22 protein-coding genes and 1 other RNA gene are annotated in these 19,447 nt (G+C 67.9%); 7 read left to right on the plus strand and 16 right to left on the minus strand.

Annotated features, from left to right (window positions below):
* The first annotated feature begins 141 nt into the window (after window positions 1–141).
* The gene (locus tag JHD80_RS19300) at window positions 142–942 is read left to right on the plus strand and encodes an aldolase (RefSeq protein ID WP_199090740.1); all 801 of its coding nucleotides are present in this window, start codon (window positions 142–144) and stop codon (window positions 940–942) included.
* 172 nt (window positions 943–1,114) lie between these two features.
* Here the strand turns inward: JHD80_RS19300 and tolB are convergent, their stop codons facing one another.
* The 4 genes from tolB to tolQ are packed head-to-tail and all read right to left on the minus strand — an operon-like array spanning window position 1,115 to window position 4,867.
* Window positions 1,115–2,452, minus strand: a complete 1,338-nt coding sequence (gene tolB, locus JHD80_RS19305; RefSeq protein ID WP_199090741.1) for a Tol-Pal system beta propeller repeat protein TolB — start codon at window positions 2,450–2,452, stop codon at window positions 1,115–1,117.
* Window positions 2,453–2,457: 5 nt separating this feature from the next.
* On the minus strand, window positions 2,458–3,666 hold the full coding sequence (gene tolA / locus JHD80_RS19310) for a cell envelope integrity protein TolA (protein WP_199090742.1): 1,209 nt from the start codon (window positions 3,664–3,666) through the stop codon (window positions 2,458–2,460).
* A 26-nt stretch (window positions 3,667–3,692) separates the two neighbouring features.
* On the minus strand, window positions 3,693–4,139 hold the full coding sequence (gene tolR, locus JHD80_RS19315) for a protein TolR (protein WP_465246536.1): 447 nt from the start codon (window positions 4,137–4,139) through the stop codon (window positions 3,693–3,695).
* Between the two features lie 17 nt (window positions 4,140–4,156).
* Complete coding sequence (gene tolQ / locus JHD80_RS19320; protein ID WP_199090746.1) at window positions 4,157–4,867, minus strand: protein TolQ; 711 nt, start codon at window positions 4,865–4,867, stop codon at window positions 4,157–4,159.
* 435 nt (window positions 4,868–5,302) lie between these two features.
* Here tolQ and JHD80_RS19325 point away from each other — a divergent pair, with 435 nt between their 5' ends.
* Entirely contained in the window at window positions 5,303–6,238 is a 936-nt protein-coding gene (locus JHD80_RS19325) for a hypothetical protein (protein ID WP_199090748.1), read from the plus strand.
* 87 nt (window positions 6,239–6,325) lie between these two features.
* Here JHD80_RS19325 and JHD80_RS19330 read toward each other — a convergent pair whose 3' ends face one another.
* The 3 genes from JHD80_RS19330 to ybgC form a co-directional block, all read right to left on the minus strand.
* Window positions 6,326–6,784: a DUF2852 domain-containing protein gene (locus JHD80_RS19330; RefSeq protein ID WP_199090750.1), complete on the minus strand. Its 459-nt coding sequence runs from the start codon at window positions 6,782–6,784 to the stop codon at window positions 6,326–6,328.
* A 302-nt stretch (window positions 6,785–7,086) separates the two neighbouring features.
* Window positions 7,087–7,743, minus strand: a complete 657-nt coding sequence (locus tag JHD80_RS19335) for a TetR/AcrR family transcriptional regulator (RefSeq protein ID WP_199090752.1) — start codon at window positions 7,741–7,743, stop codon at window positions 7,087–7,089.
* 40 nt (window positions 7,744–7,783) lie between these two features.
* Window positions 7,784–8,188 (minus strand): tol-pal system-associated acyl-CoA thioesterase, encoded by a 405-nt coding sequence (gene ybgC / locus JHD80_RS19340; protein ID WP_210339934.1) that lies wholly within the window; start codon window positions 8,186–8,188, stop codon window positions 7,784–7,786.
* 126 nt (window positions 8,189–8,314) lie between these two features.
* Here ybgC and JHD80_RS19345 point away from each other — a divergent pair, with 126 nt between their 5' ends.
* Window positions 8,315–8,827: a hypothetical protein gene (locus JHD80_RS19345; RefSeq protein WP_199090754.1), complete on the plus strand. Its 513-nt coding sequence runs from the start codon at window positions 8,315–8,317 to the stop codon at window positions 8,825–8,827.
* A 22-nt stretch (window positions 8,828–8,849) separates the two neighbouring features.
* Here the strand turns inward: JHD80_RS19345 and JHD80_RS28815 are convergent, their stop codons facing one another.
* The 5 genes from JHD80_RS28815 to ruvC are packed head-to-tail and all read right to left on the minus strand — an operon-like array spanning window position 8,850 to window position 12,087.
* Entirely contained in the window at window positions 8,850–9,395 is a 546-nt protein-coding gene (locus JHD80_RS28815) for a DUF3828 domain-containing protein (RefSeq protein WP_199090755.1), read from the minus strand.
* Window positions 9,392–10,417, minus strand: coding sequence for a Holliday junction branch migration DNA helicase RuvB (gene ruvB / locus JHD80_RS19355; RefSeq protein ID WP_199090800.1), 1,026 nt, complete (start codon window positions 10,415–10,417; stop codon window positions 9,392–9,394). Before ruvB ends, JHD80_RS28815 begins: the two co-directional genes overlap by 4 nt.
* Window positions 10,418–10,440: 23 nt before the next feature.
* Complete coding sequence (locus JHD80_RS19360; protein ID WP_199090757.1) at window positions 10,441–10,932, minus strand: GNAT family N-acetyltransferase; 492 nt, start codon at window positions 10,930–10,932, stop codon at window positions 10,441–10,443.
* Window positions 10,929–11,546 (minus strand): Holliday junction branch migration protein RuvA, encoded by a 618-nt coding sequence (gene ruvA, locus JHD80_RS19365; RefSeq protein ID WP_199090759.1) that lies wholly within the window; start codon window positions 11,544–11,546, stop codon window positions 10,929–10,931. The genes JHD80_RS19360 and ruvA overlap by 4 nt, the downstream gene beginning before the upstream one ends.
* Before the next feature lie 25 nt (window positions 11,547–11,571).
* Window positions 11,572–12,087: a crossover junction endodeoxyribonuclease RuvC gene (ruvC, locus tag JHD80_RS19370; protein WP_199090761.1), complete on the minus strand. Its 516-nt coding sequence runs from the start codon at window positions 12,085–12,087 to the stop codon at window positions 11,572–11,574.
* A gap of 163 nt (window positions 12,088–12,250) precedes the next feature.
* Here ruvC and JHD80_RS19375 point away from each other — a divergent pair, with 163 nt between their 5' ends.
* A complete protein-coding gene (locus JHD80_RS19375) occupies window positions 12,251–13,030 on the plus strand; it encodes a sulfite exporter TauE/SafE family protein (protein ID WP_199090763.1) in 780 nt (259 codons plus the stop codon).
* 151 nt (window positions 13,031–13,181) lie between these two features.
* Here the strand turns inward: JHD80_RS19375 and JHD80_RS19380 are convergent, their stop codons facing one another.
* The gene (locus JHD80_RS19380) at window positions 13,182–13,928 is read right to left on the minus strand and encodes a YebC/PmpR family DNA-binding transcriptional regulator (RefSeq protein ID WP_199090765.1); all 747 of its coding nucleotides are present in this window, start codon (window positions 13,926–13,928) and stop codon (window positions 13,182–13,184) included.
* Between the two features lie 224 nt (window positions 13,929–14,152).
* Between JHD80_RS19380 and JHD80_RS29150 the strand changes: the two genes are divergently transcribed.
* Window positions 14,153–15,508, plus strand: coding sequence for a methyl-accepting chemotaxis protein (locus JHD80_RS29150; RefSeq protein WP_199090766.1), 1,356 nt, complete (start codon window positions 14,153–14,155; stop codon window positions 15,506–15,508).
* Window positions 15,509–15,542: 34 nt separating this feature from the next.
* On the opposite strand, the gene JHD80_RS19390 is transcribed toward JHD80_RS29150, so the two are convergent.
* The 3 genes from JHD80_RS19390 to ssrS form a co-directional block, all read right to left on the minus strand.
* Window positions 15,543–16,367 (minus strand): TIGR00282 family metallophosphoesterase, encoded by an 825-nt coding sequence (locus JHD80_RS19390; protein WP_199090768.1) that lies wholly within the window; start codon window positions 16,365–16,367, stop codon window positions 15,543–15,545.
* 55 nt (window positions 16,368–16,422) lie between these two features.
* The gene (locus JHD80_RS19395; RefSeq protein WP_349237307.1) at window positions 16,423–17,010 is read right to left on the minus strand and encodes a 5-formyltetrahydrofolate cyclo-ligase; all 588 of its coding nucleotides are present in this window, start codon (window positions 17,008–17,010) and stop codon (window positions 16,423–16,425) included.
* Between the two features lie 6 nt (window positions 17,011–17,016).
* Window positions 17,017–17,173: non-coding RNA, 6S RNA (ssrS, locus tag JHD80_RS19400), on the minus strand.
* Window positions 17,174–17,347: 174 nt separating this feature from the next.
* Between ssrS and ybgF the strand changes: the two genes are divergently transcribed.
* Complete coding sequence (gene ybgF / locus JHD80_RS19405; RefSeq protein WP_199090770.1) at window positions 17,348–18,298, plus strand: tol-pal system protein YbgF; 951 nt, start codon at window positions 17,348–17,350, stop codon at window positions 18,296–18,298.
* The gene (gene tilS, locus JHD80_RS19410; protein WP_199090778.1) at window positions 18,295–19,350 is read left to right on the plus strand and encodes a tRNA lysidine(34) synthetase TilS; all 1,056 of its coding nucleotides are present in this window, start codon (window positions 18,295–18,297) and stop codon (window positions 19,348–19,350) included. Before ybgF ends, tilS begins: the two co-directional genes overlap by 4 nt.
* Window positions 19,351–19,447: the final 97 nt, after the last annotated feature.

Here is a 19,447-nt window from a genome sequence, read left to right on the forward strand (position 1 = left end):
CAAGCCCCCGGCTGAGCGCGAAAAAATTGCGCAAACGGGGCGCGGAATTGAAGCGCATCTTTCGCGCTCCGCAGTCTATCGTCAGGGTATGCGGTCCGGTGCCTGCTTCGGTCCGCTGCCCTATCCCGAGCGGAGATCGCGATGGCCCATTCCCTCAAGTCCGGCGCTGCGAGCGTGACGCCCCTTCGTGGCCCGAACCAGCCCAATCTCGATTCCGAGATCGTTTGGGAGGCGCGCCGGGACCTTGCCGCGACCTTCCGCATGGCGGCGCGCTACGGTTTCGAGGAGGGCATCTGCAATCATTTCTCGGCGCTGGTGCCGGGCTATGACGACCTCTTCATCGTCAATCCCTATGGCTGGGCCTTCCGGGAGCTGACCGCCTCGAAGCTGTTGATCTGCGACTTCCACGGCAATGTCGTCTCCGGGGAGGGCCAGCCGGAGGCGACGGCCTTCTACATCCATGCCCGGATTCACAAGAACGTCCCGCGCGCCAAGGTCGCGTTCCATACGCATATGCCCTACGCGACGGCGCTCTCGATGACCGAGGGCGACCCGCTGATCTTCGCCGGGCAGACGGCGCTGAAGTTCTACGGCCGCACCGTGGTCGACCGCGACTATAACGGGCTGGCCTTGGACGAGCGCGAGGGCGACCGCATCGCCGCCGCGGTGGGCGAGGCCGATATCGTCTTCATGAAGCATCATGGCGTGATGGTGCTCGGGCCGAATATCGCCGAGGCCTGGGACGATCTCTATTATCTGGAGCGGGCCTGCGAGGTGCAGGCGCTGGCGCTTTCGACGGGGCGCAAGGTCAAGCCGGTCAAGCCGGAGATCGCGGAGGCCGCCTATCGCCAGATGCGCGAGGGCGACCCGGAATCGGCACGCCTGCACCTGGCCTCGATCCGCCGGCAGCTCGACGCGGAGGAGCCGGCCTATCGCGATTGAGCCGGTCGGTCGGGGACAAAAGCAGCCGCTCCCCCGCACCAGGAGGGTCTGCACGTTATCCCGGACGGAGCGAAGCACAGATCTGGGATCCATCGGAGAGCTTAGGCGCGCTACGATGGATCCCGGGTCAAGCCCGGGATGACGGAGTGGTTCTCAGGAGAACCAGTAAAGCTCAGCGCTGGCCGCTGAGCAGGGGCGACCAGGTCGGGTCGGAGGCGTAGGCCGGGGTCGGCACCGGCACTTCGACGCGGCCGGTGATGTCCACCATGTACAGTTTACCGCCCGATTGTCCGCCGGGATCGCGGAAGAACATCAGGTACTGTCCGTTGGGGGCCCAGTTCGGGGCCTCGTTGTGGAAGCCCTCGGTCAGGATGCGCTCGCCCGAGCCATCCGGCCGCATCACGCCGATGGCGAAGCCGCCGCTGCCCTGGCGGGTGAAGGCGATGAGGTCGCCGCGCGGCGACCAGGAGGGCTGCGAGTAGCGGCCCTGGCCGAAGGAAATGCGCTGGGCCTCGCCGCCGCCGGCCGACATCACATAGAGCTGCTGCTGGCCGCCGCGGTCGCTTTCGAAGACGATGCGCGAGCCGTCCGGCGCATAGGACGGGGAGGTGTCGATCGCCGCCGTCGAGGTCAGGCGCGTGGTCGAGCGCGAGCCGATATCGATGGCGTACAGATTGGCGTTGCCGCCCTGCTGCAGCGAGAGCACGACGCGCTGGCCGTTGGGCGCGAAACGCGGGCTCGAGCTCATGTCGGGGAAGTTGCCGACGACCTGGCGCTGGCCGGTCTCGATGTTCAGGACCTGCACGCGCGGCTGCTCGCCCTGGCGCTGGGTCATGAAGGTGACGTCCTGCGAGACCGGCGAGTAGCGCGGCGTCACCACCGAGGTGTCGCCATTGGTGAGGTAGCGCACATTGGCGCCGTCCTGGTCCATGATGGCGAGACGCTTGCGGCGCGTCTCCTTCGGCCCCGATTCGTCGACGAAGACGACGCGCGTGTCGAAGAAGCCGCCGAGGCCCGTGACCTTCGAAAAGATCGCGTCCGAGATGATGTGGCCGACGCGGCGGGCATTGCTCGGATCGGTGAAATATTGCTGGCCGTCGGTCTGCGTGCCGGTCGCGACATCCCAGAGCCGGAACTCGGCGCGGATGCGGCCGGCCTCGCGCGCGACGCGGCCGGTGACGAGGGCCTGCACGCCGGCAGCCTTCCAGGCATCGAAGCGCGGGGCGGCGTCGAAGGGCGGGTTCGCCTCCGGGAAACGGCCCTTGTCGATGGGCGTGAAATAGCCGCAGCGCTTCAGGTTGTTGGTGATGACGCCGGAGACGAGCACGCCGCCCTCGCCGCCGAAATCGGCGATGGCGATCGGCATCGGCTGGAAGGCGCCGCCCGTCAGGTTGATGACGAGTTCGGCCTTTGCCGCGGTGGGTAGCAGGAGCGCTGCACCGGCAGTGGCGAGGAGGCGGCGGCGCGTCGGCGCGGCCGTGAGGAAGGGGAGGGGGCTTCTGTCGATCATCGGGGTCACATGACGTCCCTGGCGTCGAAATTGACGACGACATCACGCCAGTCGTCGTAATAGGAGGCGAATTGAGCCGGGATGCGCAACGGCGCGCAGCGGCGGGTGGCGGTCAGCGCCGAATCGGCGGCGACCCTGAAAAGCGGATCCGCGGACGAATTGATCACCCCGGGCTGCCCGGCGAGCGAACCGTCGGTGTTGAGCTTCATCCGCACGGAGGGCACGACATTGCCGCTGCCATGGGCGTTGGCGAGCGCGATCGGCACGTTCCAGCACTTCAGGAGCTGTTCCTGGATGATGCCGATGAGCTGTGCCCGGAGCGAGGGGCTGAGCTTCTGCGAAGAGCCGCGCTCGGTGCCGAGCGAGGCCGTGCGATTGACCTGCGGCGCCGAGGAACCCGAGGACTGCGCCTTCTCCTTGGATTGGAGCAGCTTGGCGATGTCGTTGGCGTTGAAGTTCTTGGCGATCTCCGCCTCCTTCTTCGCCTTGGCCTCGGCTTCCTGCCTGGCCTTCGCCTCGGCGGCGAGCTTGGCCTTCTGATCGGCCTCGGCCTTCGCCTTGGCGACAGCCTCCGCCTTTTCCTTGGCGGCCTTCTCGGCTTCCGCCTTGGCGAGCGCCTCGGCCTTGGCTTTCGCATCGGCGGCGCGCTTGGCGGCCTGGGCGTCGGCTTCCGCCTTGGCCTTGGCGGCGGCCTTCGCCTCCTCCTCGGCCTTCTTCGCCTTGGAGGCGAGCTCAGCCTCTTCCTGAAGGCGGGCCTGCTCCTCGCGCTTCTGCTCGGCCTCGCGGGCGGCTGCGGCCTCGCTCTTCTGCGGCGGCTGCTTGGCAGGCTCGGGCGGCTTGGCCTCGGGCTTGGGCTGCTCGACCGGGCGGGCCGGCGGCGGAGGCGTGATCGCGTTGTTCTCGGCGGTCTTCAGTTCCGGCGGGCGCGAGGGCGGTGCCGGCGTATCCGCCTTGGCCTCGCCGGCCTCCTTGCGCTCGACCGTCTCGGACTGGCGCTCGGCGCGTGGGGTCGGCTGGGCCTGGACCTTCTCGGCGCTGCGCTCGCCGCGCGTCACCTGATTGAGCGCGCTGGGATCGATCACCTCGACGGCGATCGCCTCCTCGTTATCCGGCAAGGGCGCAGGCGACGAGAACGCCAGCAGCCCCGCGACGAGAAACGTCACGTGGCCGAGCGCCGACACCAGCATGCCAGGTTCGGAGGTCGAAAGCTTCACGCCCTTAACGTCCCTACTCTAAATCTTCAGCGGCTCGACGGCTCGGTGACGAGCGCGACCCGCTTGAAGCCGGCGGCGGTGATGGTCGACATCACCGAGGCGACGCGGCCGTAATCGACCTGCTTGTCGCCGCGAACATAGACGCGCTCGTCGAAGCCTTGCTTCGCCAGGGCCTGGAGCTTGGCGACGAGATCGGGCTCGAGCGTCGGCTCGTCCTGCAGGAAGATCTGGCCCTTGCTGTCGATGGCGATGGTCAGGGGCTTCTGGTCGACATTGATCGGCTTGGCGCCGGTCTGCGGCAGGTCGAGCGGGACGCCGGTCGCGATCAGCGGGGCTGCGACCATGAAGATGATGAGCAACACCAGCATGACGTCGATGAACGGCGTCATGTTGATCTCGGCGATGGCGCCATGGCGGCGTCCGCGCCGGCCCCGGCGGCCGGAACCGCCCTTTGCGCCTGAAGCGGCTGACATACCCATCGATCAGGTCCTCACGCCGCCATGCGCTCGTCGATCTGCCGCGACAGGATCGCGGAGAACTCGTCGGCGAAGGCTTCGAGACGCCCTTGCGCCTTGGCGACCTCGGCCTGCAGCTTGTTGTAGGCCATCAGCGCGGGGATGGCGGCGAAGAGGCCGATCGCGGTGGCGAAGAGCGCTTCCGCGATACCCGGCGCGACGACGGCGAGCGAGGAATTCTTGGAGACCGCGATGGCGGTGAACGAGGTCATGATGCCCCAGACCGTGCCGAACAGACCGATGAAGGGGGCGGCCGAAGCGATGGTCGAGAGCACGAGCAGCCCCGATTCCAGCCGCTCCGTCTCGCGCTGGATGGTGACGTCGAGCACCTTGTCGATGCGCTGGGAGAGACTGGCGACCGAACGCCCGCCATTCTCGAAGGAGCGCTTCCACTCCCGCATCGCCGCGACGAAGACGGCCGCCATGTCGGCGACGGGCTTGCTGGCGAGGTCGCGATAGAGCTCCTCGAGCGAGCGGCCGGACCAGAACACCTCCTCGAAGGCGTCCATGTCCTTGCGGGTGCGCCGATAGAGCAGGGTCTTGTCGATGATGATCGACCAGCACCAGACCGAGGCGCCGAGCAGGCCCATCATGACCAGCTTGACGACGATGTGGGCGTGCCAGAACAGCGTCCAGAACGACATGTCGATCTGCGGCGCGGCCTGCGCGACGTCGGCGGGGTTCATCCTGTCATCCTTCTCACCCAGGCGGTACGACCGGTGCTGGACATCTCAAGGCTCCAGCCCTGGCCCAAACCCCGCCGCTTGCGTCGCGGGAAGCCCACGCCGCCGCCCGATCCGCGATCCGGGGAAATGCCGTATCTCGTCAATCGCGCGTGAATCCGGCGAAAGATGGGCCGAAACGGGGGTTTCCCACGAAACGCATGCTTCAGATCGAGTTAAGCTCCCGGCAAGGTTAATGTCGGGTATACGCGGGGGTGGGCGGGTGCGAAGTTTCGGGAAGCCGGTGATGCGTGTCCAGCGCCGGCCATGCATGCCGACCAGAACCAGCGGAACGGCACGCGACACGCCGAAAGCAGCGGGTGAAATCAGAGCGCTTGACAGAAATTTTCAATTTGCAGATCTGTGCCGGCCTTCGAGACGGGGAGGCCAATCAAGACCATGAATTATTTTCCGTATGTGGGCTCCGGCCCCTATTGCTACGCCAATTCATTTTCGATGATGTTTGGAGAGGCTTCGCTATCGCCCGCCGTCATTGAGTTCGCGACGGGAAGTCCTTTCGGCATGCAATTGCATGGCGGGGCGATGCCGTTCTTCGATCCCTATGGCTGGACGCCGGAAGCGGGCTTCGATGACGCGCTTGCCGCCATGGGCTGGACCTCCGTCGTGATGCGGGGCGGCAGCGAAGCAGAGGCGCTTGCCCGGCTGGCGAATGCTCTCGCCGCCGGGCCGGTCTGGGTCGGCCCGGTCGAAATGGGCCATCTGCGCCATCAGCCGGGCATGCGCGGGGCGATCGGTGCCGATCACTATGTCGTCGTGCTCGCGCTGCGTGACGGCTTGGTCGAGATGCACGATCCGCAGGGCCATCCGCACGCGACATTGCCGCTTGCCGATTTCATGGCGGCGTGGCGCGGCGAGACGGTGGATTATGGCGAGCCCTTTACGATGCGCACGGATTTCCGGCGTGCCGAGGTCGTCACGGAGGAGGAGGCGATCCGGCGGGCGCTTCCGGCGGCCATCCGCTGGCTCGCCATGGACCGGGACCTCCAGCCGCCGCCGGGGACGCTCGGCAACGAGGCGGCGGTGCTGGCTCTGGCGGACCGCGTTGCAGCGGGCTGCGACGATGATCTCAGGGGGCATCTCATCCACTTCGCGGTGCGGGTCGGCGCACGCCGGGCGGCCGATGCCGCGCGCTGCCTGACGCGGATTGGGCGCGACACCGCTGCCGGGATCATGGGGCGCCAGGCGCGCCTGATCGGCGCCCTGCAATATCCGCTGGTCGCCCGGGACGATGTGATGGCGGCGGCTCATCTGAGGGCGCTGGCGCCGACCTATCGCGAATTGCTGGCAGCGTTGGAATCCGCCGTCGCTTCGTAGCGAGATAGGCCAAGAGCCGCTTCGCGATCGACAGACAAAAAAAGCCCGCCCCGGTGAGGGGCGGGCCTGGTCTGTTGGTGCCGACGATCAAGCCGCGTCAGGCTGGGCCGGGGGATTGGCCGGCGGGTTGTTGCGGCGATCGGCCATGAACTGGTCGAACTCGGCCTTGTCGCGGGCCATGCGCAGGCGGCCCAGGAAGTCGTGGAACTCGCGCTGCTCGTCCTCGAGGCGGCGCAGCGTCTCCGCGCGGTACTCGTCGAAAGCGCGGTTGCCGCTGGAGGGACCGCCACGGCCCCAGCCGCCGAAGCCGCTGCCAAAGCCGCCTTCGCGGCCGGCCATGCGCTCGCGCAGGCGGTCCATCTTGCCCTGCAGGCGGCTCATCCGGTGCTCGTACCGGTCTCCGGCATATCCACAACCCATGCGTCCACTCCAGAAAATAAAGGCCAAGGTCGCCAGACCCAGCGGCCAGAACAGAATGAAGCCGAGAACCGCGAAGGCGATCCAGGCACCCTTTCCATATTCGTCCAGTTTCTCGACGATCGGCATTGCTCCCTCACTGAGCCAGCGTGAATGTAAATCACATTTACATAGATGCTCCCGACCCCGCCGCTTGTCAAGGAGCGGGCGCGGGGAAATCGATTCCGGGTTCCACGCGCTTCGCTGGAGCCCTCTTCATCGTCGCGGAAGCACGCCTTCATTCCGGACAGGCCGCGTCGCGGCGCCGCTCCGGAATGCATCGGAGGGCGCGGCACTCTGCGATGGATTGCGGGTCAGGCCCGGAATGACGAGAGTTTCCGCAGTAGCGCGGCACGTTCGGGGCTTGCACCCCGAGAGTCCGGCTGAAGGCGTCAGCCGGCGTCGGGCGAACCGTTGCGGCCGATGCCCAGGCCCTGGAGATAGATCAGCATGCCGGCTTCCAGCAGCTCGGCGGCCGACATCGGCAGGGGGCGGCGCCCGCCATCGGCGCGGCCGAACAGGGCGGCGACGCCATGCGACATCGCCCAGACATGCAGCGCCATCATCAGGGCAGGGGGGCGCTTGCCGGCCGGGAGCTGCGCGATCAGCGCTTCGGAAGCCTGGCGCAGGCCGGCGAAGGCGCGGTCGGCGGCGGCACGCAGTTCCTGGCTGGCGTCGAGCGGCACGCCGGCCTCGAACATCGCCGAGTAATAGGCGGGCTCGTCGTGGGCGAAGGCGAGGTAGGCGCGCCCGAGCCGGTGGAAGGCAGCCTCGGGATCGGGCCGGCCCTGGTCCCAGGCGCGCGACAGCGCCGCCTCGAAGGCCTGGAAGCCGCGCGTCGCGACATCGGCCAGCAATTCCTCGCGGTCGCGGAAATGGCGATAGGGCGCGGCCGGGCTGACGCCGGCCATGCGCGCGGCCTCGGCGAAGGTGAAGCCGTTCGGCCCTTTCTCGCCGATCAGCCCAAGCGCGGCCTTCACCAGCTCCTCCTTGAGGTTGCCATGGTGATAGCCGCGGGGTGTCTCGGGACGGTCGCGCTTCCAGCTCATGTAACGAGCGCTAACATGCGGGCAGGGGCGGCGTCGACTGTCAGGCGTCGAGCATCAGCCGCTTGCGCAGGCCGTCCGGGATGCGCCGGGCGCGGCCGCCACCGACGCAGGCGACCATGACCTGCGCCGTGATCAGCACGTCCTCGCCACGCAGCACGCGCTGTTCGAGGTCCATGGTGGCGCCACGGGCCGCGATCGAGCGGGTCTCGACCGTCAGCAGATCGTCCATCACGGCCGGGCGCAGGAAATCGATCGTCATCCTGCGGACCGCGAAGCCGAGCGCCGTCTCGCCGTCGAAGAGCTCGCGCTGCTCGACGCCGAGCGCGCGGATCAGTTCCGTGCGGCCGCGCTCCATGAAGCGCAGATAGGAGGCGTGATAGACGACGCCGGAAAAGTCGGTGTCCTCGTAGTAGACGCGGACCTCGATGCGATGGACCCTGCTCATGGCGCTCCCGAGCGGTTTCGAATGCTTGCGGCTGCCATAGACCAGGAGTTGCGGCTTCGGAAAGGCTGGAACTGCTTTGCCGGCAGGGCGTTGCCCATTGCGTGATCACAGCAAGGAGAACCTGTCATGGCGCAATCCAGCAAGGCGACCGCGCGGCTGCTCGACAAGGCCGAGGCCGATCTCGTCGCCCGCACGCATCGCAGCGCAATCGGGGCTCTTCCGGATGACGAGCTGCGCGACCTCGCCAACAAGCTGCGCGAACGCCGTGACAAGGCGCGTGATGGTGCCCGGCGGCAGAAGCGCGAGATGCGCGGCAAGGTGGAGCCGAAGGGCGCCAAGGCGGCCACGGACAACGCGGGCACCAAGGCCAAGGCCGATGCGCTGACGGCGGCGTTGAAGCGCGTCGGCGCCGAGCGCACGCGCCGGGAGGAGAAGGCGAAGAAGCCGAGCCAGCGCAGCCTGGCGCGCAAGGCGCTCGCCCTCAAGCAGCGCCAGCGCGCGGCGGAGCGACCTGCCAGCCGCACGGCGGGCAAGGGCATGCGGCCGGTCGAGAATCGGAAGGCGGCGAAATCCGGCGCGCTGAACGATGCCGGCGCCCGGCCTGCATTGATGCGCTCGAAGATCGCGCGGCAGTCCTGAGGATCGTCAGCCCTGCAGGCGTTCAGCGCTTGCAGGGCTTGCCCATGAAGGAACCGCAATCATAGGGCTGCGACAGCGTCTCGCGGATCGAGTAGCTCTTGCCTTCGAAGCTGTTGACGATGTCGTCGATGCGCCAGCCGCCGTTCTCGCTGACCATTTTGAACTCGACGACGACCGGTTTGCCGAAACTGCGGAAATTCGCCATCACCGTCGCCTTGCCTGCGGCTACGGGTATCGTGTCGAAGCTCAGCCTCTTGATCTCGCCGTCCTGGCCGTTGAGGAAGGGATCGGCGCCGATCTGGCCCATGTCGCCGCTTTCCTCCTGATAGAGGTCGTCGCGGGCGAAGAGCGCGGCCAGGCTCCTGCTCATCAGCTTGTCGCGATGCGGCGGGCGCCAGGGCGGCGGCGGGGCCTTGCCCTTGGCGGCGAGCGTCTTGATCGTAATGGCATAGGCGGTTTCGACCGGGCCGCGGGGCACGTCGTCGCCGGCGCGCGCCGAGACCGCCGCGAATGCGGAAAAGCCGGTCAAGGCGAGCGCGAGCGCGAGGTTTCGCAAGAGCTGCTTCACGCCTCATCCTCGTCGCTTCCAAACAAGCCGAACTGCGCCGTCTCGCGCGATGGCTCGGGCATGCCGAGATGGCGGAAGGCGTGGGGCGTCAGCAGCCGCCCACGCGGCGTGCGCTGGATGAAGCCCTGCTGGAGCAGGAAGGGCTCGATGATCTCCTCGATCGCGTCGCGAGGCTCGGAGAGCGAGGCGGCGATGGTTTCGATCCCGACCGGGCCGCCGCCGAAATTGACCGCGACGGTGGTGAGGTAGCGCCGGTCCATCTGGTCGAGGCCGATGGCGTCGACATCGAGCAGGGAGAGCGCCTTGTCGGCGACCTTGCGAGTGACGATCGGGTCGCCGTCGACGATGGCGAAATCGCGCACGCGTCGGAGCAGGCGCCCGGCGATGCGCGGCGTTCCGCGGGAGCGCTTGGCGATCTCGTTGGCGCCGTCGTCGGACATCGGCACGCCGAGCACGCGGGCGCCGCGCGCGACGATGCCCTGCAATTCCTCGACCGTGTAAAACTGCAGGCGGATCGGGATGCCGAAGCGGTCGCGCAGCGGCGTGGTCAACAGGCCGGCCCGGGTGGTGGCGCCGACGAGGGTGAACTTGGGCAGGTCGATCTTGACCGAGCGCGCGGCCGGGCCTTCGCCGATGATCAGGTCGAGCTGGTAATCCTCCATCGCCGGATAGAGAATTTCCTCGACCGCCGGGTTGAGGCGATGGATCTCGTCGATGAAGAGCACGTCGCGCTCTTCGAGATTGGTGAGTTGGGCGGCGAGGTCTCCGGCCTTGGCGATGACCGGGCCCGAGGTCGAGCGGAAGTTCACGCCGAGCTCGCGTGAGACGATCTGCGCCAGCGTCGTCTTGCCGAGGCCGGGCGGACCGACGAAGAGGACGTGATCGAGCGCATCGCCCCGGCTCTTGGCGGCGTTGATGAAGACCTGGAGATTGGCGCGCGCCGCCGCCTGGCCAGTGAAATCGGACAGCGACAGCGGACGCAGCGAGGTCTCGCTGTCGTCATCGCGGCGTTCGGCCGTCATCAGGCCGGAGCGTTTGGGTTCGCTCACAGCGCGATCTCCAGCTCGATGGCGTCGTGGATCGGAATGTCCTTGTATCCCGTCTTGATGATGTCAGGCACGACCGAGCGATAGTGATCGATCGCTTCGAGATAAAGCCCCGAGAGGCGGAAGCCGCGGCGCTGGTAGAAGGTCATGCCCGGCATGTTGTCATTGGTCAGCATGGCCTTGAGCTTCTTGGCGCCAGCCTTGCGCGCCGCGAAGATGACGGCGTCGAGCATCTGGATCGCGACGCCTTCGCCCGGCTTCAGCGAATGGAGCGCGCAGAGATAGGCGCTGTCGCCGCGCATCGTCCAGCTCGCCAGTGCTGCCGTCTTGCCTGCGCCGTCGAACAGTCCGAGCGCGTCGATCTCGGCGACGTCGTAGACGTGGAGGTCGATCATCATGCTGTGCGAGCCCCAGCTTGCCAGCATGATGCGGCAGAGCTCGGTCTTGTCGGTGACAATGCGCAGTTCGAGCTCTTCGGGCGCTTCGCTCACTTCGCCAGTTCCTTCAGGCCCAGCTTGATGAGCTGGGCCGTGCCGGCCCCATCGCCGGCGGCCTTCGCGGCAGCCGCGACGGCCGCCACCGCCTGCGCCTGAGGATAGCCGAGATTGGCGAGCGCGGACACGGCGTCGGCGATCGGCTGCGGCAGTTTCCTGTCCTCCAGCGCGCCCGCGAGCTGCGCCACGCCCGGATCGATATGGCCGAAGGCCGGGGCCTTGTCCTTGAGCTCGGCGCAGAGGCGCTGGGCGAGCTTGGGGCCGACGCCGGGGGCGCGCGCGATCGCGGCCTTGTCGTTGGTGGCGATGGCGGTGGCGAGACCACCCGGATCAAGCGTCGAGAGGATGGCGAGCGCGACCTTGGCGCCGACGCCCTGCACGACCTGCATCAGGCGGAACCAGTCGCGCTCGACATCGGACATGAAGCCGTAGAGGCGGATCGCATCCTCGCGGACATGGGTCTCGATCGAGAGCGCCGCCGCCGCGCCGGGCTTCGGCAGGCGCTGCAGCGTGCGCGCCGAGCACTGCACGACATAGCCGACGCCCTGCACGTCGATGATGACGTGATCCTCGCCATAGGAATCGATCAGGCCCTTGAGCTTGCCGATCATCGTCTCGTTCCCCCGGCCGCTGTCATCAACCCGCCACGCGCATCTGCGCGACCAGCGCCTTTATGCCGCGATGCTGGGCATGGCAGATCGCGACGGCGAGCGCGTCCGCCGCATCTGCCGAGGAGGTCTCGGCCTTGGGCAGCAGCACGCGGATCATCGCCTGGACCTGCTTCTTGTCGGCATGGCCGACGCCGACCACGGTCTTCTTGACGAGGTTGGCGGCATATTCGGCGACATCAAGCCCGGCGAGCGCCGGCACGACAAGCGCGATGCCGCGGGCTTGGCCGAGCTTCAGCGCCGATTGCGGGTCGCGGTTGATGAAGGTTTCCTCGACGGCGGCCTCATGCGGGCGATGTGCGGCGAGGACCTTGTTCAGGCCTTCATGCAATTGCCGCAGGCGCTGGCCGAGCGGCAGCGCGCCGTCGCTCTCGATGCAGCCGCAGGCGACGAAGGAGAGCTTGCTCCCCTCCGAAATCACGATGCCCCAGCCGGTTTTCCGGAGGCCGGGATCGATGCCGAGGATGCGAATCGGAGGTGCCATGACGGGCTCAACCTAGCGGATGTTTCGGATTTGTCCCGCGCCGAGACGGGCGACGGAACGGGGCGGGATGAATTCCCCTGATCGATGACATCAAAAAGGAAAGTTGTTCTTGCCGTAGGCCTGCGGGCATGGTTCGCCGCATCGTTCTTCTCCAGCCGGCTCCATGTCCTCGATCCTGTCTTCCTTCATGCCGGGCCTCACGGCCGACGGCATCGCCGTCCTGCTGGCTGCGACCTTGCTCGGCGGGCTGGTGCGCGGCTTCACCGGCTTCGGCTTCGCCATGGTGTTCATGCCCTTGGCCTCGGTCGTGCTCGGGCCGGTCGCGGCGCTCGGCCTGATCTGGTTCATCGATCTGCCCTTCGCGCTGCCGATCGCGGCGCGCAGCGCCAAGCAGGCCGAATGGCGCGAGATCCTGCCGCTGCTGCTGACTGCCACGCTGGCGCTCCCGGCGGGCATCTGGCTGCTGATCTGGCTCGACCGCGAGACGATGCGCTGGGTTCTGGCCTCGCTCGTGCTGATCGCGGTCGCGTTGATGGCCTCGGGCTGGCGCTATCACGGGCGGCCGACGATCCCGCTCTCGCTTGGGGTCGGGGCGTTGTCGGGCCTGTTCAACGGCATGGCCTCGATCGGCGGCATGCCGCTCGCGGTGTTCTGGTTGGGCGCACAGCGCAACGACCGGCACAAGACGCGGGCCAATCTGCAGACCTTCTTCGGCGTCTCGACGCTGATCAGCGGCACGGTTCTGTGGTGGAAGGGTATTCTGACCGGCAGCGCCTTGCTGATGGCGGTGCCGCTCTTCGCGGTCTACGGCATCGGGCTCTGGGCCGGGACGCATGGCTTCCGGCTGGCGTCCGAGGAGACCTTCCGGCGCGGGGCCTATCTGGTGATTTTCCTGAGCGCGCTGATCAGCCTGCCGCTGTGGGATGTCGTGATCGGGCGTTAGCCGCAACTCCACCAAATCTTTGTGTCATTCCGGACAAGTCGCGAAGCGACGCTGATCCGGAATCCATCGAAGGGCGCCAGCGCTCTACGATGGATTCCGGGTCTGCGCTTCGCTTGCCCGGAATGACGACGTTGGTTGGAAGGCAATCTGCTCAGGCGCTGAGCTTGGCCATGATGTCGTCGGCGATCTCGAAATTGGCGAAGACGTTCTGGACGTCGTCGTCATTGTCGAGGGCTTCCATCAATCGCATCATCGAGGCGGCCTTCTCCTCGTCGAGCGGGGCCGAGGTCGTCGGCCGCCAGACGGGCTTCGCCGAAGCCGGCGCACCCAGCGCGGCTTCGAGGGCCTTGGAGACCTCGTTCAGGGCGTCGAAGGCGCAGAGGATGGTGTGGCCGTTCTCGTCGGAGATCACGTCGTCGGCGCCGGCCTCGATCGCCGCTTCCATCACCTTGTCGGCATCGCCGGCCTCCGGCGGATAACTGATCTCGCCGACGCGGTTGAACATGAAGGAGACGGAGTTGCTTTCGCCGAGCGCGCCGCCCGACTTGGTGAAGTAGGAGCGGACCGCGGAAGCGGTGCGGTTGCGGTTGTCGGTCAGCGCCTCGACGATGACGGCCGCGCCGCCCGGGCCGTAGCCCTCGTAGCGGACCTCGTCATAGTTGTCGCCTTCGCCGCCGGCCGCCTTGTTGATGGCGCGCTGGATATTGTCCTTCGGCATGTTCTCGGCGCGCGCGGCGAGCACGGCCATGCGCAGGCGCGGGTTCATGTTCGGGTCGGGCATGCCCATCTTGGCGGCGACGGTGATTTCGCGGGCCAGTTTCGAGAACAGCTTGGAGCGCACCGCGTCCTGCTTGCCCTTGCGGTGCATGATGTTCTTGAACTGTGAATGGCCGGCCATGGGGACTCGCTGCCCTTTGATGAGATGGAACCATGGAAACATCGCCCGCGGCGCGCGCCGGGACGATCGGACGGCCTTATAGGCGCCGGTTTCCGTGACAGGCAAGCGCCTATGGCCGATCGCGGCCCAAATCGGCGGCGAACGGGCCGTTAAGCCATTCTTTGCCATGACGGCGCATGAATGCCGCCAACCACCACGCCGTCCTCATCCAAGTTCGCGAAGCCGTGACATCCAACTCCATCGCCGCGCAGGACCATCGCTTCCGCGCCTTCCGGATCTTCGAGGAGGATATCGTTCTTCTCGGTTCGCTGTCGGATTTCGCCCGCAGCCGGCTGCCGGCCCTGCTGGACAATCTGCACGACCAGTTCGCGCCCTGGCCGGAAATCGCGCAGGCCCTGCGGCAGCCCGATGTCCATGAGCGGCGGCTGGCGCATTGGATCAGGCTCGCATCCGGCGGCCTCGGGGAGGGCTACACCGAATCCGCGCATCGTCTGGCGAGCGTGTTCCACGAGCACGGCGTGCCGATCTATGCGGTGGTGATCTGCCACGCAATCGTCTCGAACGCCATCATCGTGGAGCTCGGACTCGACCGGAAGAGCATGATGGGGCTGTCGCGCCTCTGGCAGAGGCGCGAGCTCGACCGGCGGATCGCGCTGCGCGGGGCGCTGTCCAAGGCGACGCAGCTCGACCTCGAATTGCTGCTGGAGACCTATTCTGTCGTCCAGCAGGAGAGCCGCGACCGCACGCGCCATCAGATCGAGGCGTTCGAGGTCACGGTGCGGGAAGTCGTCGGCGCGGTGAATGCCAGCGCCGGCAAGGTGGAGCGGCTCGCCGCCTCGGTCGAGACCGTGGTCGGCGAGACCAGCGCGCAGGCCGAGCGCGCCGCGGGAGCAGCGGGCGACGCCTCGGACAATGTCAGCAATGTCGCGACGGCGACGAACGAATTGTCGATTTCGCTCGACCATGTCGCGGCGGAGGTGGTGCGCGCCTCGACCATGGCGCATGAGGCGCACGCCGCCGCCCAGAAGACCGACGCCATCGTCCAAAGCCTGGCGCATTCGGCGCAAACGATCGGCTCGGTCGTCGAGATGATTCAGACAATCGCCAGCCAGACCAATCTTCTCGCGCTCAATGCGACGATCGAGGCGGCGCGCGCCGGCGAGGCCGGGCGCGGCTTTGCCGTCGTGGCGACGGAGGTGAAGCAGCTTTCGTCCCGCACCGCGAAAGCCACGGACGAGATCGCGGCCCAGGTTCCCGCCATGCAGGCGGCGACGCGGGAGGCCGTGGCGGCGATCGAGAGCATCGTCGCCTTCGCCAGCCAGGTGAACGGCATTGCGGGTGCGGTCGCGGCCAGCATCGACGAGCAGCGTGCCGCGACGCAGGAAATCGCCCGCAGCGCCGATCAGGCCGCCTTGGGCACGCAGGCCAATGCCGAAAGCATCGTGCAGCTCAACGACAGGGCGCAGCAAGCGGGGCGGGCCGTGCACGACGTGCTCGACGTCGCCGGCGTGTTGTCGCGGCAGGCGGAGAGCCTGAACCACGCCTTCGACGATCTGATTCGCCAGAACCGCGCGGTCTGAGCCGCGCGCGGTTCGGGGCAGGACCGGCGCGCGATCAGCCTTGGGCCCAGTCGGGCACGGCCTGGCTGAGATGCGGGCCGACGCGCACGGCCCAGACCGCTTTCGCGAGGCCGGTGGCATCGTCGATATCGACCGCGACGCCTGACAGCGTGCCTTCGCCCGTCGCCGGTTCCAGGCGCGCGCCCGGCACCTTCTGCAGGAAGCGGCGCACCGGCTCGTCCTTCTGCATGCCGAGCACGGAATCATAGTCGCCGCACATGCCGGCATCGGACTGGTAGGCCGTACCGCCGGGCAGGATGCGCGTGTCCGAGGTCGGCGCATGGGTATGCGTGCCGACGACGAGGCTGGCGCGGCCGTCGAGGAAATAGCCCATGGCCTGCTTCTCGCTGGTCGCCTCGGCATGGACATCGACGATGACGGCATCGGCGACTTCGCCGAGTGGGCAGGCCGACAATTCCCGCTCGACCGCGGCGAAGGGGTCGTCGAGCGGGTCCATGAACAGCCGGCCCATGACGTTGACGACGAGGACGCGGGCGCCGTTGCGCGCCTCGATCACCGCGGCGCCGCGGCCGGGCGTGCCCGGCGGGTAATTGGCCGGGCGGACCAACCGGTCCTGGCGGGTGATGAAGACGAGCGCCTCGCGCTGGTCCCAGGAATGGTTGCCCAGCGTCACGACATCGGCGCCGGCGGCGAGGATCTCGTCGCAGATCGCCTCGGTGATGCCGAAGCCGCCGGCCGAGTTCTCGCCGTTGATGACGACGCAGTCGAGCTTCCAGGCCTCGCGCAAGGCGGGCAGCCGCTCCTGAACCGCAATCCGGCCGGGGCGGCCGACGATGTCGCCGAGGAAGAGAAGACGCATGAAATAAACTCGAAAACCGCGAAGGCTTTCTCCCTTGCCCGAAAGCCGGCCGGAATCAACCGCAGCGAAGGGTTTCGCGCTCCGTCACGACCCAGTCGAGCCGCCGGTCATGCGGCTCGTCGGGCACCGCGTCGATCTCCTGCGCGGCATAGCCGATGCCGATGCTGACGGTCGGGCCGAGCGCGCTGAGGGCGCGGTCGTAATAGCCCTTGCCGTAGCCGATCCGGTAGCCGCGGCGGTCGAAGGCGGCGAGCGGGACGAGCAGGATGGCGGGCTTCACCGCCGGCTCGGCGGGGGCGGGGACGAGCGTGCCGAAGCCGCCGGGCACGATCGGTTCATAAGGCGCCCAGCGCCGGAAGATCATGTGCTTGTCGACGATCGCTGGCAGGCAGAGCGGCAGGCCGCGCTCATGCAGCGTTTCGAGAATCGGACGGGGATCGGCCTCCGAACGCATCGGCCAATAGGCCGAGACCGGGCCGGCGCTGCCCTTCCAGACAGGCAGGCTCAGCGCACGGGTCTCGATCTCGGCATCCCATTCGAGCCGGTTGTCGAGATCGAGCGCGTCGCGGCGGGCCAGCGCTTCCGCGCGGAGGACAGCCTTTCGCGGAGAGGGCGTGATCGGCGTGTCGGACGTCATCGTCATGAAGGCTGCGGAGCCACCTCGGCCGTGGAGTTTTGAATCCCGGGACACCTACAGAAGTAGGTGGGCGCCGTGTGTCCGGATCCAGGGATCCGGTCAGGGACAGCTCCCTAGGGAGTCGTATGGGCCCGGGGAATGCTGTCTCGCACGCACCAGGCAGCCCCGCTCCGTCAATGTAGGGACGTCGCCGGCAAAGCGCCAGTGGTTCTTTGCGCGTTTGCACATCGCTGCCCCGGTGGCGCCAGGCGATCGACCCAGCCATGAAAACGTTCATATTTTGGCCGTGGTGCGCTGATGGTATAGATGCTGCGCGCGACATGTACGGAAACCGGTTTCAGCGATGCTTCGTTCTCTTCTAGCCCGCCATCTCTCCCGCCCGGGGCTGGCCGCGTTGGCGATCTCCGCTGCGCTCGCCGGTGGCGCCGTGCCGGCCTCGGCGCAGGATGCCGCCGATCTGCTGGTCCGCACCACGCGGCTGGAGAACCAGCTGCGCCAGATGTCCGGCCAGATCGAGCAGCTCCAATTCGAGAACAAGCGGCTGACGGACCAGCTCCGCAAGTTCCAGGAAGACGTCGATTTCCGCCTGAGCGAGAAGGGGGGCGGTGGACGTCCGAGCACCGCGGCTCCCAGTCCGACGGGTGCTCCGCCGGCCGGCGGAGCGCCGCAGCCGCAGCGCCAGCGCCGCGGCGATGCCTTCGATCCGACGACGCAGCAGGGCGCGGCCGGCGCCCCACAGCAGCTCGGCGGCGGCGCGGGGATCGCCGGCATCATCGACGAGGATTATGCGGGCGGCCCCGCCACGGGCCAGCCGCTCGATCTCCAAGGCGTCGGGCGCCCGGTGCCGCAAGGCGGCCTGCCGCAGGACAGGCCGCGCGGCGCGAGCGTTGCCGCCGCGAGCGGCCCGCAGAGCGCCAAGGAGGCCTATGACCTCGCCTTCGCCTCGATCCAGCGCAAGGAATACGAGCAGGCCGAGATGGGCTTCCGCCAGTTCCTTCAGAGCTACCCGCGCGACCGGCAGGCGGTGGACGCGACCTATTGGCTGGGCGAAAGCTACCTCCAGCGCCAGCGCTATCGCGAGGCAGCCGAGCAGTTCCTGAAGATCTCCCGCGAATCGCCCAAGGCGCCCAAGGCGCCGGACAGCCTGCTGAAACTCGGCATGGCCCTCAACGGGCTCGGCGCCAAGGAGCAGGCCTGCGCCACCTATGCCAAGGTCGGCGTCGACTACCCCACCGCCTCCAACTCCGTCCGCCAGGGCATCGCCCGCGAACGGCGCCGGTCCGGCTGCGCTTGAGCGCGGCGCCGATCGCAACCGATTTCGCGCCGGTCTCGCTCGTCGAGGCCGGCGTTGCTTTTCAGGGGCTATCGCGGGAGACGGCCTTGCTCGCCGCCGTTTCCGGCGGGCCGGATTCGGTGGCATTGCTCGCGCTTCTCGCGGCCTGGGCGCAGACGCCCGGCCGGCCGGTGCTTCATGCCGCCACGGTCGATCACGGCCTGCGGCCCGAATCGGTCGACGAGGCCGCCGCCGTGGCTTCGCTCTGTGCGAAGCTCGGTGTGCGCCATGTGACCTTGCGCTGGGAAGGAGCGAAACCGGCAAGCAGCGTGCAGGCCGAGGCGCGGCGCGCGCGCTACGCCCTGCTGGCGAACGAGGCGAGGCGGCTCGGCGGCGCGACGCTGGTCACGGCCCATACGCTCGACGACCAGGCCGAGACCATGCTGATGCGGCTCGCCCATGGCTCGGGACCGTCCGGGCTCGTCGGGATGCGGGAGCGGAGCGAGGTGAACGGCGTCACGCTGGTCAGGCCGCTGCTCTGCTTTCCGAAAGCGCGACTCGTCGCGACGGCCGAGACGCGCGGACTGCCGTTCATCCGCGACCCCAGCAATCGCGATGTGCGCTTCGAGCGGGTGCGTTGGCGCGAGGCGATGCCGGCTCTGGCGGAGCAGGGGCTGACGGCGGAGCGGCTCGGCCGGCTGGCGCAGCGACTGGCGCGGCTGGACGAGGTCGCGGCGCAACGGGCGCAAACGGTGCTGGCGGAGGTGCTGCTGTCGGACGAATGCCTCGAAGGGAACCTGCGCCTGCGCTTTTCCACACTGGTCTGCGAGCCCGAGGAGACCGTGTTGCGGGCTTTGGCACTGGCGCTCGATACGGTCGTGCCGGGCGGCGACGGTCACGGCCGGCTGGAGCGGCTCGAAGCCTGCGGCGCGGCCCTGACGGCGGCGGCGCGCGCAGGGCTTGTATTGCGGCGGACCCTGGCCGGCTGCGTCCTTTCGCTCGGCCGCGACGGCGTCCTGGCGCTGCAAGTCGAGCCGCCGCGCAGACGGGGCGTTCACTCTTCGGCGTCATAGTGCCGCCACGACGTTGCTTTCCCTTGGCAAGGGCATGTGCGACACCTATTTTGGTAGTCGGGAAACTCTAGGCCTCATCCGGTTGGTCCGGCAGGCC

It is taken from the genome of Allobosea sp. ASV33 (assembly GCF_016428755.1).
Taxonomy (GTDB): Bacteria; Pseudomonadota; Alphaproteobacteria; order Rhizobiales; family Beijerinckiaceae; genus Allobosea.

Excerpts from the sequence above, each read along its gene's own strand:
- JHD80_RS19300 (WP_199090740.1), top strand. The coding sequence starts at position 142 with ATGGCCCATTCCCTCAAGTCCGGCGCTGCGAGCGTGACGCCCCTTCGT.
- tolB (WP_199090741.1), bottom strand. The coding sequence starts at position 2,452 with ATGATCGACAGAAGCCCCCTCCCCTTCCTCACGGCCGCGCCGACGCGC.
- tolR (WP_465246536.1), bottom strand. The coding sequence starts at position 4,139 with ATGTCAGCCGCTTCAGGCGCAAAGGGCGGTTCCGGCCGCCGGGGCCGG.
- tolQ (WP_199090746.1), bottom strand. The coding sequence starts at position 4,867 with ATGAACCCCGCCGACGTCGCGCAGGCCGCGCCGCAGATCGACATGTCG.
- JHD80_RS19325 (WP_199090748.1), top strand. The coding sequence starts at position 5,303 with ATGAATTATTTTCCGTATGTGGGCTCCGGCCCCTATTGCTACGCCAAT.
- JHD80_RS19330 (WP_199090750.1), bottom strand. The coding sequence starts at position 6,784 with ATGCCGATCGTCGAGAAACTGGACGAATATGGAAAGGGTGCCTGGATC.
- JHD80_RS19335 (WP_199090752.1), bottom strand. The coding sequence starts at position 7,743 with ATGAGCTGGAAGCGCGACCGTCCCGAGACACCCCGCGGCTATCACCAT.
- ybgC (WP_210339934.1), bottom strand. The coding sequence starts at position 8,188 with ATGAGCAGGGTCCATCGCATCGAGGTCCGCGTCTACTACGAGGACACC.
- JHD80_RS19345 (WP_199090754.1), top strand. The coding sequence starts at position 8,315 with ATGGCGCAATCCAGCAAGGCGACCGCGCGGCTGCTCGACAAGGCCGAG.
- ruvB (WP_199090800.1), bottom strand. The coding sequence starts at position 10,417 with ATGACGGCCGAACGCCGCGATGACGACAGCGAGACCTCGCTGCGTCCG.
- ruvA (WP_199090759.1), bottom strand. The coding sequence starts at position 11,546 with ATGATCGGCAAGCTCAAGGGCCTGATCGATTCCTATGGCGAGGATCAC.
- ruvC (WP_199090761.1), bottom strand. The coding sequence starts at position 12,087 with ATGGCACCTCCGATTCGCATCCTCGGCATCGATCCCGGCCTCCGGAAA.
- JHD80_RS19375 (WP_199090763.1), top strand. The coding sequence starts at position 12,251 with ATGTCCTCGATCCTGTCTTCCTTCATGCCGGGCCTCACGGCCGACGGC.
- JHD80_RS19380 (WP_199090765.1), bottom strand. The coding sequence starts at position 13,928 with ATGGCCGGCCATTCACAGTTCAAGAACATCATGCACCGCAAGGGCAAG.
- JHD80_RS19390 (WP_199090768.1), bottom strand. The coding sequence starts at position 16,367 with ATGCGTCTTCTCTTCCTCGGCGACATCGTCGGCCGCCCCGGCCGGATT.
- JHD80_RS19395 (WP_349237307.1), bottom strand. The coding sequence starts at position 17,010 with ATGACGATGACGTCCGACACGCCGATCACGCCCTCTCCGCGAAAGGCT.
- ybgF (WP_199090770.1), top strand. The coding sequence starts at position 17,348 with ATGCTTCGTTCTCTTCTAGCCCGCCATCTCTCCCGCCCGGGGCTGGCC.